The following is a 13,930-nucleotide window of genomic DNA, read 5'->3' on the forward strand; positions in this document are numbered from 1 at the left end:
GGCACTATAAGCAGACAGCGACAGTGGCGCCACCGGGGAAATTGACCTATCTTGGAATTTATAAAGCAAACATCCGATGACAAGGCGACAGACCGCAATGGCAGCCCCCAATACCCGCAATCAGCATTTCTGGCGCGACGACGCGATGCCGTTTGTCGAGTTGCGGCGCGTGGCGGATGGGCATTCGGTTTGTTACGAGCGCCACAGCCACGATACCTTTTCGATTGGCACGGTGAAGGGCGGCTTCAGTACCTATTGGAACCGGGGCAAGACCCATGAAACCCAAGAAGGATCGGTTGTGATCCTTAATCCCGAGGATGTTCATGGCTGCAACCCGGTCAAGGGGGCGGACTGGGTCTATGACATGCTGTTTGTTGACCCGGACTGGCTGCTTGATTTGCAGATTGAACTCGATGCCGATGCGGCCGGGAAGTTCGCAATGTTTTCCGATACACTGAGCCACGATCCGCATCTTTATGACGGGTTGCTGGATCTGGCCGATACGCTTGCCAATCCGGATGTGGATATCCTTGGCAAGGAAACGGCGATGGTGTCGTTCTTTGGCGATCTGCATGTGAAGCTTGATCGGCGCGGTGTGCTGGATCGTGCGGCCGATGTCATCAATGCGACCCAGGATCGCAAGATGGCCGATGTGGGCGCGTATATCCGGGCCCATTATGCCGAGACTATCGGACTTGATGAGCTGGCCGGATTGGTTGGCTATTCAAGGTCGCATCTGGTGCGCGCGTTCAAAAACGCATTTGGTATGACGCCCTATGCCTATCTGATCAATTGCCGGGTGCAGCGCGCCCGTCATGCGCTGCGGCAGGGCGAAAAGATCGTTGATGTCGCTCTTGAAACCGGCTTTGCCGATCAGGCGCATTTCCAGCGCATTTTCAAACGTCTGATGGCGGCCACACCCCGGCAATATGCCCGGGCGCAGGCCGCCTGATTTCGGCAAAAAAGAAGGCGGGTGACTGAGACCCGCCCGGAGTTTCCACAACCCGACTATGGGAACGGGGTGCGGGGGAATGGAATGTGGTACATTATTCCAAAATCAGATAAGCCGCACTGGCCGCCAGCAACACGGCCATCGCCCGGTTGAAGGCGCGGATGCGCGACGGTTCGCCCAGAAAGCGCGATAAAAACGCACCGGTATAGGCCCAGCAGGCGACCGAGGCGAAGCAGACCACAAAATAGATCGCGGTAAATTCCCAGATCAATGCGGGCGCACCAGACGCGGCATAGGCGCCCATCCCGGCAATCGATGCCAACCAGGCCTTGGGGTTAACCCATTGCATGATGGCCCCGGTGATTGCCTTGGGCCCGGATGCGGCATCGCCTTTACCCAACTCGCCGCTGGACGTTGCCAGCTTCCACGCCATGAACAGCAAAAACGCCACTCCGGCCCATTGAATGACGATGGTCATTTGCGGGAAGGCCTCAAGCATTTCATGCAAGCCCAGCCCGATCATCAGCAACAACAGGCAAAAGCCCGCCGTCGCGCCAAAGACAAGGCGAAGCGAGGGGCGAAAGCCATATTGTACCCCTGAACTCAGCACCAGAATATTGACCGGTCCCGGCGTGATGGAGGCGGCCAAGGCAAAGGCCGCCATCGAGAGATAAAGACTAAGTGTGGCGCTGAGCATGTATGTCGTTTCCTCATTGACCGGCATTGATCGACACCCCGTGGGGCGGTGCCGTGTTTGTTATCAAGGAGGATGACGGATGTGCGCCGGGAATTATTGAAGGATATTGCTCTGGCGGTCTTAAAGACCGAATGCTTGGGCCAATGCAGACGCGCCGCCGGCAATCATGACATAGCGCGCCGCCTTGCCAATCGTGACCAGAATGATGAAGGGCACAAAGCGCACCCGCATCACCCCGGCAAACAGGGTTAATGGATCGCCAATGATCGGTAGCCAGGCCAGCAACAGCGACCATAGGCCGTATTTGCCAAACCAGTGCGAGGCACGCTCAAGCGCCGCGGCCGAGACGGGAAACCAGCGCTTGTCTTTGAAATGCTCAATATAAAGCCCAAGCCACCAGTTGATCACAGATCCCAGAACGTTGCCTGCTGTCGCCACAACAACCAACAGCCACACCGCATGATCGCCAGACGCAATCAGGGCGGCCAACGCTGCTTCGGACGTGCCGGGCAGAATGGTCGCCGATGTCAGGGCCGAGAAAAACAGCCCGACAAGAAGGGTAAATGTCGTGGTCATGGGGTTTCGATAGACCGGAATGGCGGGAGCGTCCAGCACAAGTATTTCACGTCGCTGGCTTTGGTGCGTCATTCAAACAATCAGAATGAAATTCAGATGAAGGATGAGACATGCAGGTCACGCGAGCGGGCACTAATGGTGCTGATTTCCTGCTGGATGGAGATGCCTATTTTGAGCGGCTTCACCAGACACTGGAATCCATCCGTCTAACGGGTGGTGGCGGGAACCAGTTTGTTCGGATGGCCTTTTGGCAGTTTTCGCCCGATACATTCTTGCCAGCATGCACATCCCTTGCCGGTGTCGCGATGCAGGGGCGCTATTTGTGCGACATGCTTGAAGACATTGCCACGCTTGGCATCCCGGTGCAGTTGATTGCTTGGTACGGCACGACAGCGGTGAATACTTTCAATCCGGAAATGTCGTCAAACTGGGCGATGAACCGATGGGTTCAGAACGCTAATCAGCGCAATGGCGCGGTTGTCGGATATCGCCCGATCCAGATGTATATGGAGAGTTATGGCGGGCGTCGACATATCGGGATGAGTACGCATCAGAAAATCGTTATCGCCTGTACCGGGCCTCTCAAGGAAGCATTTGTTGGCGGGATGAACCTGGCACAGAAGTATCTTTCATCTGATCAACATGACCCGGTCAATCACTGGCATGACACGGCGCTTCGTGTGACAGGCGTGATCGTCGACGATATTGAGGCCGAGTGGCTGCGGCGTTGGAACAAACAAAACCCGGCACCGGCCCCCAATGGTGTCATCATCCCGGCGGCCCCTGTGATGGGGGGCATGACCATGTCCATGTTTACCACCAACATCGAAGCCAACCCGCCTGAGACCGATATTCGCACACATATGTTGGCCCGGATCGCCGGGGCGGGGCAGTTCGCCTATCTGGAAAACTATGCGCTAACCGATCCGCAGCTGGTCAGTGCCTTAGCGGCCCGCCGGGCGCCGGGCGCCGGGCAAATTCCGGTTATTCCGATGGTCAATCATCCGCGCAACCGGACTCAGGAAGGTTTCGAGATCTTCTCCTATATGATGTTTTACACGTTTGTTGAGCTCGGCCTTGCCGATTTCGTGAGCTTTGATGCCGTCGATACGTGGTCTGCGTGGTTGCGGAGTGCCCCGGTTACCTATCCAACAGCGGGTGTCAACGGACCGGTCGTCCAGAAACTTGGTTTCCAGCCCGGCCAAACAGCGGTTTTTAATCCGGTCAACGGCTTTCGATTGCAATATACCGATGCCACAGGCGCGCAGAGACGCGTCTGGTTTCGCGATATCTGGAATCTAACACCCACGGGGTCCGTAATGTATGCGCCGCAGAATAATCATGCGCGCGTATCGGATCACTGGACCTATCTGCATTCGAAGTTGGCCCTGTTTGATGACCGGTACGTTCTGGTTGGCACCAGCAACTGGACATATCGCAGTATGCAATATGACGGTGAAATAACGCTTGAAGTCGATGATCCGACAAATGTGTTTCCACAAGCGGTTCGTGCGCAACTTTTCAATCACTGGCAGATGCCAACGGCAGCGGCCGCTGCCACGGCAGGTGTCGGTGCAGCGTGGACCGGCGATGCTGCGGCTAACCCTGCCAATCTGGGAACGAATGGGCTCGCGCGTGCCGTGCCACTGCAGATCGATGATTTTATCAACCCGACGTCGGTTCAGGCGTGGCGCAGCCTTGCGACCAACGGAACGATGGTTTCGGCCTACATGTAGGCCGTGCCGGGGCGGAGGTGCAAAGTTGAAAAGAGGATATCATGAGTAGCAATGTTTATCAGACCCTGTCACAGCAGGCGTGGAAGCAATACCAAACGGTTACCGGACGTCCTGAGAAGGAAGTCAAACAGATGCAGGCTGCTTATGGCACCTTTGAAGAGGCCGCGAAGAAGCTTGATGCAGCGGTGGTATTTTCGTCTCCTCCGACGAAGGAGCAGCTTGCCACGGCGAGTAATGCGGTTACTGTTCTTGAAAGCGCGTTTAACGGTGTGGACGCCATTGTCGCAAAACTCGCGCAGACCGATAGTGATGCGGTCAAGAATACCGGCACTGTGTCACAAGGTCAGAAAGCCGATAGCGTCAAGCGCGAGCAAGAACACGACAACAATTTTGAGCAGGCACTTGGAAACGTGCTGTATCAAGGACAGTTGCAGGTCGCAGCTGCGCTTGCCAGTGCACCAAAATAAAAGAAAAGGCCCGGTGCGGGGTAACACCGGGCCTGAAATTGCCGGTCAGCAGTTTGGGGGGAGCTGACCAGCAGGGGGGAGCTTGTGCTTTACGCGATCACGGATTTGACATCGACATTGCCGCGCGTTGCATTGGAGTATGGGCAAATCTTGTGGGCTTCCTCGACGAGTTTTTCCGCCTCGGCCTTATCAAGGCCCGGAAGCGACACATTCAGCGTCACGGCAAGGCCAAAGCCGCCGGCGTCGCGCGGGCCGATCCCGACTTCGGCCGTAACCGAAACATCATCGGGCACCTTCGGGCCGCCCTGGGACGAGACGAATTTCATCGCACCGATAAAGCAGGCCGAATAGCCCATGGCAAACAGCTGTTCGGGGTTATTGCCCTCACCGCCTGCGCCGCCAAGTTCCTTGGGGGTCGTCAGCTTGACATCAAGCGAGCCGTCTTCGGTTTTCGCCCGGCCATCACGGCCGCCGGTGGCAGAAGCGCTTGCGGTATATTTTACATCAACAGACATGGTTTCATCCTTTGTTTGAACGTTGGTTCGACTTGGTGAGAACCCGGCTGCGTTACCTTGATATGTCGCCGGGTGTGGACAGGTGCAAGAGCACCTGCCCGAAAGAGGGTGAAAGTTTTGTGTCACTCGCCGTGCAAGGCGTTGTGCAGGTACTGACCGGCCTGTGCGATGGCTGCTTTGGCGGCCGGGGTGTCAGCAAGGGCATTGAGCATGACAAAGTCATGGATCGTGCCGTTGTAGCGGGTAACGGTGACATCAACGCCAGCCTGGCTGAGTTTGCGGGCGTATGCCTCGCCTTCGTCACGCAGGACGTCGTTTTCTGCGGTGATCACAAGGGCCGGGGCCTGTCCGGAAAGCTGATCGGTGCTTGCATGGATCGGGGTAATTTTCGGATCCGTACGATCAACGCCTTCGGGCAGGTACTGGTTCCAGAACCATTGCATCGCGGGCTCGGTCAACCACGGACCATTGGCAAATTCGGTGTAGGATCCGTTGCCGAAATCAGCGTCGGTTACCGGGTAAAACAGAACCTGGGCTGAGATTTCCGGGCCGTTGCGTTCTTGTGCCAGTAGCGACACCACGGCTGTCATGTTGCCTCCAACGCTGTCGCCTGCGATTGCCAGACGGGTCGGATCGACATTAAGCTGTTCACTGTGATCAGCAACGTATTGGGTGACAGCATAATCCTGCTCGATCGCAATCGGATAGCGGGCCTCGGGGGAGCGTTCGTAATCAACAAACACCAAGGCCGCATTGGCGCGCACAGCCAGTTCACGTACCAGTCGGTCGTGGGTGCCGGTATCGCCCATCACCCAGCCAGCGCCATGAAAATAGACAATGACAGGAAGGCGATCAGTGTTGCCCGCCGGGCGAATGATGCGGACTTTGGTTGCGCCGGTCGGGCCAACGCCAAACACGGTGTCCGTGATATCAACGGCGGGTTTGTCGATTTCGCCAGACTGCGCGCCAGAAAGTACAGTGCGGGCTTCAGCCGGGGTCAGGGTGTAGATGGCCGGTCCACCAGATGCTTCAAGAACGTTGATGAAGTCCTGGGTTGCAGGTTCAAGAACCGGATCTGCGGTGGCAGCAGAGCTTGCCAATGTTGCGGAAAGTGCGAATGCAGCAGCGGCAACTTTTGATTTGAATGGGCTCATGGGTCTTATCCTTTACTGGGCCGTCCGATGGGCGGCGTTACGTTCTGTTGAATTATTAATCGCACACAATTAAATCGTGCACGATATAAAATTGAGAAAGTCAGCCATGCAATAAAATCGCTTGTGATTAAATCGCGAACGATATAAATTATATGGCTTTGATTTTTTTGATGCCCGTTCTTGATGCCGCCATTCTCATGAATGGTGTTTGGCGCCGCCGGGCAGTTTTGCTAGGTTCCGCAAAAACTGTAGTCACACAGCCAACCAGACAGACAGGACAAGACCGATGAATGACGGTTCCAAAGACGATTTGCTCCAGCTCGAGAAGTTCCTGTGCTTCTCGGTTTACTCGGCAAGTCATGCGTTTAACCGCATCTATAAGTCACTGCTGGATGGTCTGGGCCTGACATATCCACAGTATTTGGTGATGGTCGCTTTGTGGGAGGAAGACAATCAGTCGGTGCGCCACATCGGTGAAAAGATGTATCTGGAATCAAGCACACTGACGCCTTTGCTCAAGCGTCTTGAAACTGCTGGTCTGGTAAACAGAAAGCGTGATCCAAAGGATGAGCGGTCTGTGCGCGTCAGCTTAACCGAGGCGGGAAAGGCGCTCCGCGCCAAGGCCGAAGAAATTCCGACCTGCATTCTTGAGGCGACCGGCCTTGATATTGAAACCGCCAAACGGTTGAACCGCGATTTGCGCACCATGCGTGATCAGATTGACGCGGTTGTTCAAAAGCTTTGATCGGGGTTATTTGCCGGGCGTCTTGCGATCGCGGTGGTAGGTCAGCGCCCAGCCAAGGGCGGTTTTGATCGCCGGTTCGGGCAGGGGGCGATCAAGGGGGAGGAGGATCGCACGGTTGCCTTCGGTGGCAAGGTCGTCTGAGAGCAGACTGCGCGTGCGATCAATCAGGTCGGTTTTGCAATCAAAAAAGATCATTACCTGATCGGGTGTCTTGGGTTTCCAGTCGGCCCGGATGGTAATGCCCGATCCCGATTTCGGGCGCCAGGCCGGTTCCCCCCATTTAAGGCTTTCGGCTACGGGACCAACCCCGTCGATTTCGCCAGCCAGTTCAAAGATCCAGTCGCGTATCGACATCAAGGCGCGCCGGGCCGCAGCCGGGCAGGCATTGAATTTTGCTGCAACGTCGGAGCTGGCGAAATCCCCTGAACCCATCACATACCTGCAGAACTCAGGTTGCCAAAGGACTGGATCAGCAGCCAGACGCCACAAATTGCCAGGGTGATGTGTTGCATGACCATGGCCGGTGCGATGATCCTTTTGGAACGTTTAAGCGTACCAATCGCATGCAAAATCCGGCTTGCGATCAGAATGGCCGCAACAATCCAGATGCTGTCAGATGTCGCCAGGATCGCCTCAATGGCAAGCACCAGAAGAACACAAAGCGGGGCATTCTCGACAAAATTGCCATGCGCGCGAATGCGCCGACGCAGGGTGCTGTCATCGCCATCGCCACTGAGGGTATTGAGCTGAAAGCGCCGGACGGAAACCATCAGGCTGAGCACGGTCAGCATCAGAACGAAGACGGCAGTTATGCAGATTGTTACAGGAAGTGGCAGCATGAACGGTTTCCCGATTTGTTGGGGCAAATTGTAATAGGTGAGGGTAATTCAATCACTGAATGACGTGTTGATCAAACAAAAGGACGGCACCCAAACAGATGCCGTCCTTTGTGGTGTGTTACTTGAACTTCCCGGAAGCCTAGATGTTCCGCAGGCGATCAAGGAAGTTTTTGACCTGTTCATCAAGATTGCGGGCTTCTTCGGCAAGTTGGGTTGCACCTGCCTGCACGTTGGAGGCTGCTTCACCGGTTTCCTGCGATGTGTTGCGCACAATTCCGATGGAAGAAGATACCTCGTTCGTGCCTGCGGCAGCCTGTTGCACATTGCCGGAAATTTCGGCGGTGGCAGCGCCCTGTTCCTCGACCGCAGAGGCAATGGCCGTGGCAATTTCATTGATGCTGGAAATGGTTTCCGTCACCCGTTCAATCGCCCCGACTGTATTTTGCGTCTCGGACTGGATGGAGCCGATCTGCTGGGCAATGTCCTCGGTCGCCTTGGCCGTCTGATTGGCAAGGTTTTTGACTTCCTGGGCCACAACAGCAAAGCCCTTGCCCGCTTCACCGGCACGGGCCGCCTCGATCGTGGCATTAAGTGCCAGAAGGTTGGTCTGGGCGGCAATGTCATTGATCAGGCTGACGACTTCGCCAATGCGATCTGCGGCCTCGGCAAGGCCGGTGACCATGGCATTGGCGCGTGATGCTTCGTCAACAGCCGTGCTGGAGATATCCGACGACTTCGCGACCTGGGAACTGATTTCCTGGATAGAGGCAGACAGTTCTTCGGTGGCAGAGGCCACGGTCTGGACATTGGCGCTTGCTTCGTCCGCAGCCGCGGCAACGACAACCGCCTGTTCCGAGCTTTCATCGGCGGCACGGCGCATCTGGCGTGATACGGTTTCCATGTTGCCCGCACTGTCAGAAACATTGACAACGATGGACCCGACCGACTTTTCAAATTCGTTGGCCATCTGCAGTCGCGTGCGGTTACGCGCATCGCTGGCCTTCTGTTCGGCTTCAAGCTTTTCGCGTTCAGCCATCTGCATGCCAGCGGAGGCTTCTTTGAAGGCCTCAAGCGCCTTGGCAATTGCCCCGATTTCATCTTCGCGTTTCAGATAGGGCACAGTGACGTCAAACTGTCCTTTCTGAAGATGATCGATGACACCCGCGACACGGGTCATCGGGCGGGACACGAGGCTTCTGGTCGACATAAGAACAACGGCAATCACAATGGCAAGCAGGATCAGGCCGCCAATCAGGGTTGTGTTGCGCAGATTATTCGCCGGCGCATAGACCGTTGCCAGTGGCACATTGACGACCACGCCCCACTGATTGGGGTATCCGGCGATTTCGACCGGGACAATCATGTGCATGGTGCTGTCGTCATCGATGCGGCTTGGTGTGCCGGTTTTCATCGCGTCTAGAATGGCGGCATGGGTGCTGTTCTCGGGATCAAGCGTGGTTCCGCGAATTTCCGGATCTTCGTGTGCCACCCATGTGCCTTGGGCCGATACAAGGTTGACCGTACCGTTGCCAAATGGTGTGAGTTCGGAGAACCGTTCGGAAAGCGCGTTGAGTTCAAGATCCACGCCCAGAACGCCAAGAAACTGACCACTTGGGTCTTGCACCGGATAAACAAACGAGGTCAGAACAACGTCACGCCCCTGAATGTCATAGGTGATGGCATCGGTGACATAGGGCTGATTGGTATCGCGCGGGGCGGTGTAATATTCATTGACCTCGGGATTATCAAGGCCGGTCAGGTGATAGGGCGTAATGCCCTCACCGAAATTATAGTAATAGGTCACGTATTGGCCACTGCCATCGCCAAACGGTTCGCCTTCGTCCTTGTAATCGGCATCCTTGCCGTCAAGGGCATTGGGCTCGAAGCCGGACCAAGCACCGGCAAGGGTCGGATTGTCGATCAGCGTGCGGTTGAGAATTTCATTATAGGCACTGCGATCCGCACCCCCTTTTTCGCGGACGGCACGAAAGGTGCCAGCAAGGTTTTTGGCAACCAGCATACCGCCATTCAAAACGCCGCCAGCCTGTTCTGCGTGATGGTTCGCAACGGCGCGGGTTTCTCCGACGATCAGTTCCTCGGTGGTTTGGTTGGTTTGCACGGTTTGAAGGGAAATGCCTGCTATCAGGCAGAGCGCAATGGCCACTGCACTCACGAGGGTGAGTTTCGCGCCGAGAGACAGGGAGGAAAAGTTCATTCGGCTGTCCTTCCGACCTATGCTTTCGTATTCGAATTCTAAAATGGGAAATATGCCAGACAGCTCAGTGGCTTGGCCCGGCAAACAGGCACGGCACGCATTGCACTTATTCTAAAGTGGAATGCGTTGGAAGGGAAGCTTGTAGGTAGATTTAATCGCTAAGGACTAGAATCTTCTGGTTTTACCGATAACTGGTGCAAAGACTTCGTTGGCCGGGATCGGTTTGCCAAACAGGAATCCCTGCAATTCGATGCCGGGTACTTCACGCAGGAATGCATACTGCTTTTTGGTTTCGACCCCTTCGGCCGTAACCTGCAGGCCCAGCGCATCGGCCATCGCCAGCATCGCTGTGATCAGGGCGACATCATCGCCGTTATCGGGCAGGCCTTTGACAAAGGCACGGTCGATCTTGAGACGGCTGATCGGCAGGCTTTTGATCGACCGCAGGCAGGAATAGCCCGTGCCGAAATCATCAATCGCCAGCGACACCCCGACCGCACGCAACTCATGCAGGGTCTGGATCATGCTGGCTTCGTCCTGGATCATGCTTTCGGTGACTTCGATTTCCAGGTCATCGGCCGGAAGGCCCGCCATCGCCAGTTCATGGGCAACGGTATCGGCAAAGCCTGGCTGTTGCATCTGGCGCACCGAGACATTGACAGATATGCGGATTTTCTCGCCAAACTCATCCTGCCATTGACGCGCCTGTTTGCAGGCTTCGCGGATGACCCAGCTGCCGATTTCAAGAATAAGTCCGCTTTTCTCGGCAATCGGAATGATTTCATGCGGGCCGACAAGCCCCTGTGTCGGGTGGTGCCAGCGCAAAAGCGCCTCGACCCCGACCATATCGCCACTCGCCCCGTCGATCTGCGGCTGGTAATGCAGGGCCAATTCATCGTTTTCAAGCCCGCGGCGCAGTTCAAGCGAGCGGGTCATGTAATGGGCGGCATTGGCCGTCATTTCCGGCTCATACAGCGCAGAGGTCCGCCGACCGCGATCCTTGGCGGCATACATTGCCGTATCGGCAAGGCGGATCAGGTCGTGCGATGAATGGCCATGCAGCGGATACATTGAAATGCCCACACTGGCCGAAATGTTCATTTCATGACCGCTGATATAGAACGGGCGTTGCAGTTCCTGAATGATCTTTTGCGCCAGATTGGTGGCCGCCGTTTCATTGGGAATGTTTTCGCGAATGATCAGGAATTCGTCGCCACCCAGTCTGGAAATCGTATCGGTGCGTTCGGTAATGCCCTTGATCCGGGTGGCGGCAATCAGAATGACCTGATCACCCGCCGCATGGCCCAGCGTGTCATTGATCGTCTTGAAGTTATCAATATCCAGAAACAGGCAGGCCACCATTGTTCCGCTGGGTTCACAGCGTTCGATGGCGCGGTTCAGCCGGTCCGTCGCAAGCAGACGGTTGGGCAGGCTGGTCAGCCCGTCATACTGGGCCAGATAGTGCAATTCCTGTTCGGCCTGGCGGATGGCGGTGCGGTCCGAGACGATCATGACAAAGTGGGTCAGTTCGTTGTCTTCGTTTTCAACCGCGATGACCTGTAAGGCGAGCGAGATCGGGTTGCCCTTGGCATTGCGCGTATCCAGATCGCGGTGCCAGTGGCGTCGCGCGCCGATGCCGGAAAACAGTTCCTGAAAGAACTCGGCGGGATGTTCCTCCGGCGAGAAGAAATAGGGCGGCTTTTCCAGCGTGTTTTCTTCGCTGTCGCCGGTAATACGGTAATAGGCGGTATTGGCATTGGTGACATTCAGGTCGGGGTCAAGGATCAGAATGCCGTCCTGGGTGGTTTCAAACACCGTCATGGCTTCGCGCAGTTTGTCCTTGGTCATGCGCTGATCGGTGATGTCCTGCATCATGCCGATGATACGTTTTGATCCCTTGCGCTCGTCGCCAAATGACTTGCCGCGTGCCCGAAACCAGCGATAGTTGCCATCACAATCAAGACTGCGAAAGACAACGTCGTAAAACTCGCCGTGGGCAACCGCATAGGCAAATGCCTTATGGACCATATCGCGATCCTCGGTCGCCACCCGTTCAAGGAAGGCATCCCAGCTTTCCGTGACGGTTTCGGGTTCCTGAAGCATGTCGAAATTGCCAAGACTGGTGCTGTGCATCTGCCGTGAACCGACATCAATTTCCCAGCAGCTCATCTGGGCGGCATTCATGGCAAGTGACAGGCGATGCTGACTTTCCGAAAGGGCAAGTTCCGCCGCACGGCGTTCAAGTGCCATCTGGATGGTGGCGTGCAATTCACGATCTGAGAACGGTTTGATCAAAAAACCATAGGGGCGGGTTTTCTGTGCGCGGGCCAGTGTCGCGTCTTCGGAGTGGGCCGAAACATAAATCACCGGGATCATCAGGTTGGGCGGGATGCCGGCCGCGGTTTCAATGCCATCGATATCGCCACCAATGCGGATATCCATCAGGATGATGTCGGGCGGGTCACGTTCGATGGCCTCAAGTGCGTCTGCGCCGCGTGTATGGGCGCTTGTGCGTTTATAGCCGAGCTTTTCAAGCTGCTTGCGCAGATGCAGAGCGATGATCCGCTCATCCTCGACAATCATGACATGGATCGGATGTTCCATCCCGATCACTTCTCTAATGTGAATGTAATGACAAAGGTGGTTTCACCTTCGGTAACAACATCAAGTGTGCCGCCAATCTGAGCGGCCAAAAGTTCGATCAGCTGCAGGCCAAGGCCATCGCTTTGTCCCGGGTCAAAGCCACCGGGCATGCCGCGCCCATTGTCGGACACGCGCAAAGTGACAACATCGCCGTCACTGATGCGGGTCGATACGTCGATTTGCCCGGAGCTGCCACCCGGGAAGCCGTGCTTGAGCGCATTGGTAATCAGTTCATTGGCAATCAGGCCGCACGGGACCGCCTGATCAATGGCAAGTTCAACCTGGGCGAGGTCGCTTTCGACCCGAACACGGGTAATGTCGGTGTTGAAGGTTGCCAGCAGGGATGAAATCAACCCTTCACAGAAATTGGCGAAATCGACCTTGGCGATGTCTTCGCTTTGATAGAGCGACTGGTGAATTTGCGCCATCGAGCGCACGCGATTGCAACTGTCAATCAGGGCTTCGCGGGCCTGAATATCAATCACCGAGGATGTCTGCATATCGAGAAGACTGTGGATGATCTGCAGATTGTTTTTCACCCGGTGGTGAACCTCAGACAGCAGGGTTTCCTTTTCACGCAGGGAGCGGGCAATTTGTTCTTCGCGGTGCTTGCGTTCGGAAATATCGGAGATCGCTGCAAGGATTTGCTGGTTTTCCCCATCCGAAATCGGATTGAGGCCGATCTCGACGGGGAATTCGCTGCCATCCTTGCGCAGGGCATAAAGATCCCGACCGGCCCCCATCGGGCGCGGGTTGGGATGATTTGTATAGGATCCCCGTAATTTGGGGTGACCGGCGCGAAAGCGGTCGGGAACAAGCATCTCGATCGGTTGGCCGAGCAATTCACTGCGGGCATAACCGAAAATGATTTCGGTCTGGGCATTGACCATTTCCATGGTCCCGTCAGTGCCGATCAGGATCATGGCATTTGGCGCGTATTCAACAACGCGCTCAAACCTTTGGTCTGGACTTCCCGTCGGAAAGGCGTTGGCGGTGATGTGTTCACCAGTCTCTCCAAACGACATCAACACACTCCAGTCTTCGTGCTTGGTTCGTCGGTCGGGTTTGCCTTCGCTTAGAAATTGATCACAGGTATTAACTTATAATAATTCCGCACTGTGGTTCAACCATATGTATTTCATAGGAAATATTTATGCGATTTAAGCGTGGGGTCCCTTGGAGGGATATTTGAATACAAATGGTGGAATTCAACTACACTTAGGTGTAGCCGCTTATCGGGTATTTCAAGCAAGAAGCCCGCAATAAAGTTCGGTGATTTCCCCACCAATTCCGCGATTATTTGGCTGCCATGCGCAACAGGTGCTTGATCTTGGCCCGAAGTGGGGTATAGCTTCGCGCAAACATGCGATCAGAGTGATCGCGTGTGAGGG

At 55.6% G+C, this 13,930-nt stretch carries 13 protein-coding genes; 4 read left to right on the forward strand and 9 right to left on the reverse strand.

Translation table 11 applies throughout. From position 1 onward, the window contains the following. Window positions 1-76 precede the first annotated feature (76 nt). A complete protein-coding gene (locus ACXAIA_RS17165; RefSeq protein WP_475350407.1) occupies window positions 77-952 on the forward strand; it encodes an AraC family transcriptional regulator in 876 nt (291 codons plus the stop codon). 94 nt (window positions 953-1,046) lie between these two features. Here the strand turns inward: ACXAIA_RS17165 and ACXAIA_RS17170 are convergent, their stop codons facing one another. Both ACXAIA_RS17170 and ACXAIA_RS17175 read right to left on the reverse strand, forming a co-directional pair. After that, entirely contained in the window at window positions 1,047-1,649 is a 603-nt protein-coding gene (locus ACXAIA_RS17170) for a LysE family translocator (protein WP_475350408.1), read from the reverse strand. 120 nt (window positions 1,650-1,769) lie between these two features. After that, window positions 1,770-2,264, reverse strand: coding sequence for a YqaA family protein (locus ACXAIA_RS17175; RefSeq protein WP_475350409.1), 495 nt, complete (start codon window positions 2,262-2,264; stop codon window positions 1,770-1,772). Window positions 2,265-2,335: 71 nt separating this feature from the next. Here ACXAIA_RS17175 and ACXAIA_RS17180 point away from each other — a divergent pair, with 71 nt between their 5' ends. Both ACXAIA_RS17180 and ACXAIA_RS17185 read left to right on the forward strand, forming a co-directional pair. Continuing rightward, on the forward strand, window positions 2,336-3,961 hold the full coding sequence (locus tag ACXAIA_RS17180; RefSeq protein ID WP_475350410.1) for a phospholipase D-like domain-containing protein: 1,626 nt from the start codon (window positions 2,336-2,338) through the stop codon (window positions 3,959-3,961). 41 nt (window positions 3,962-4,002) lie between these two features. Continuing rightward, window positions 4,003-4,428: a hypothetical protein gene (locus ACXAIA_RS17185; protein WP_475350411.1), complete on the forward strand. Its 426-nt coding sequence runs from the start codon at window positions 4,003-4,005 to the stop codon at window positions 4,426-4,428. Window positions 4,429-4,517: 89 nt separating this feature from the next. Here the strand turns inward: ACXAIA_RS17185 and ACXAIA_RS17190 are convergent, their stop codons facing one another. Then, complete coding sequence (locus ACXAIA_RS17190; RefSeq protein ID WP_475350412.1) at window positions 4,518-4,943, reverse strand: organic hydroperoxide resistance protein; 426 nt, start codon at window positions 4,941-4,943, stop codon at window positions 4,518-4,520. A gap of 122 nt (window positions 4,944-5,065) precedes the next feature. After that, on the reverse strand, window positions 5,066-6,097 hold the full coding sequence (locus ACXAIA_RS17195; protein ID WP_475350413.1) for an alpha/beta hydrolase: 1,032 nt from the start codon (window positions 6,095-6,097) through the stop codon (window positions 5,066-5,068). A 286-nt stretch (window positions 6,098-6,383) separates the two neighbouring features. Between ACXAIA_RS17195 and ACXAIA_RS17200 the strand changes: the two genes are divergently transcribed. Beyond that, window positions 6,384-6,842 carry a MarR family winged helix-turn-helix transcriptional regulator gene (locus ACXAIA_RS17200; protein ID WP_475350414.1) on the forward strand — a complete coding sequence of 153 codons (459 nt, stop codon included), beginning with the start codon at window positions 6,384-6,386 and terminating at the stop codon, window positions 6,840-6,842. Window positions 6,843-6,848: 6 nt separating this feature from the next. Here the strand turns inward: ACXAIA_RS17200 and ACXAIA_RS17205 are convergent, their stop codons facing one another. The 5 genes from ACXAIA_RS17205 to ACXAIA_RS17225 form a co-directional block, all read right to left on the reverse strand. Then, on the reverse strand, window positions 6,849-7,274 hold the full coding sequence (locus tag ACXAIA_RS17205) for a DUF1801 domain-containing protein (protein WP_475350415.1): 426 nt from the start codon (window positions 7,272-7,274) through the stop codon (window positions 6,849-6,851). Further along, complete coding sequence (locus tag ACXAIA_RS17210) at window positions 7,274-7,681, reverse strand: MAPEG family protein (RefSeq protein ID WP_475350416.1); 408 nt, start codon at window positions 7,679-7,681, stop codon at window positions 7,274-7,276. Before ACXAIA_RS17210 ends, ACXAIA_RS17205 begins: the two co-directional genes overlap by 1 nt. A 139-nt stretch (window positions 7,682-7,820) precedes the next feature. Continuing rightward, window positions 7,821-9,896: a methyl-accepting chemotaxis protein gene (locus ACXAIA_RS17215; RefSeq protein WP_475350417.1), complete on the reverse strand. Its 2,076-nt coding sequence runs from the start codon at window positions 9,894-9,896 to the stop codon at window positions 7,821-7,823. Window positions 9,897-10,061: 165 nt separating this feature from the next. After that, complete coding sequence (locus ACXAIA_RS17220) at window positions 10,062-12,500, reverse strand: two-component system response regulator (RefSeq protein WP_475350418.1); 2,439 nt, start codon at window positions 12,498-12,500, stop codon at window positions 10,062-10,064. 5 nt (window positions 12,501-12,505) lie between these two features. Continuing rightward, a complete protein-coding gene (locus ACXAIA_RS17225) occupies window positions 12,506-13,564 on the reverse strand; it encodes a sensor histidine kinase (protein ID WP_475350419.1) in 1,059 nt (352 codons plus the stop codon). Window positions 13,565-13,930 lie beyond the last annotated feature (366 nt).

This window comes from Thalassospira sp. ABL2_045 (assembly GCF_056161285.1).

Excerpts from the sequence above, each read along its gene's own strand:
- ACXAIA_RS17165 (WP_475350407.1), top strand. The coding sequence starts at position 77 with ATGACAAGGCGACAGACCGCAATGGCAGCCCCCAATACCCGCAATCAG.
- ACXAIA_RS17170 (WP_475350408.1), bottom strand. The coding sequence starts at position 1,649 with ATGCTCAGCGCCACACTTAGTCTTTATCTCTCGATGGCGGCCTTTGCC.
- ACXAIA_RS17180 (WP_475350410.1), top strand. The coding sequence starts at position 2,336 with ATGCAGGTCACGCGAGCGGGCACTAATGGTGCTGATTTCCTGCTGGAT.
- ACXAIA_RS17185 (WP_475350411.1), top strand. The coding sequence starts at position 4,003 with ATGAGTAGCAATGTTTATCAGACCCTGTCACAGCAGGCGTGGAAGCAA.
- ACXAIA_RS17190 (WP_475350412.1), bottom strand. The coding sequence starts at position 4,943 with ATGTCTGTTGATGTAAAATATACCGCAAGCGCTTCTGCCACCGGCGGC.
- ACXAIA_RS17195 (WP_475350413.1), bottom strand. The coding sequence starts at position 6,097 with ATGAGCCCATTCAAATCAAAAGTTGCCGCTGCTGCATTCGCACTTTCC.
- ACXAIA_RS17200 (WP_475350414.1), top strand. The coding sequence starts at position 6,384 with ATGAATGACGGTTCCAAAGACGATTTGCTCCAGCTCGAGAAGTTCCTG.
- ACXAIA_RS17205 (WP_475350415.1), bottom strand. The coding sequence starts at position 7,274 with ATGGGTTCAGGGGATTTCGCCAGCTCCGACGTTGCAGCAAAATTCAAT.
- ACXAIA_RS17210 (WP_475350416.1), bottom strand. The coding sequence starts at position 7,681 with ATGCTGCCACTTCCTGTAACAATCTGCATAACTGCCGTCTTCGTTCTG.
- ACXAIA_RS17215 (WP_475350417.1), bottom strand. The coding sequence starts at position 9,896 with ATGAACTTTTCCTCCCTGTCTCTCGGCGCGAAACTCACCCTCGTGAGT.
- ACXAIA_RS17220 (WP_475350418.1), bottom strand. The coding sequence starts at position 12,500 with ATGGAACATCCGATCCATGTCATGATTGTCGAGGATGAGCGGATCATC.
- ACXAIA_RS17225 (WP_475350419.1), bottom strand. The coding sequence starts at position 13,564 with ATGTCGTTTGGAGAGACTGGTGAACACATCACCGCCAACGCCTTTCCG.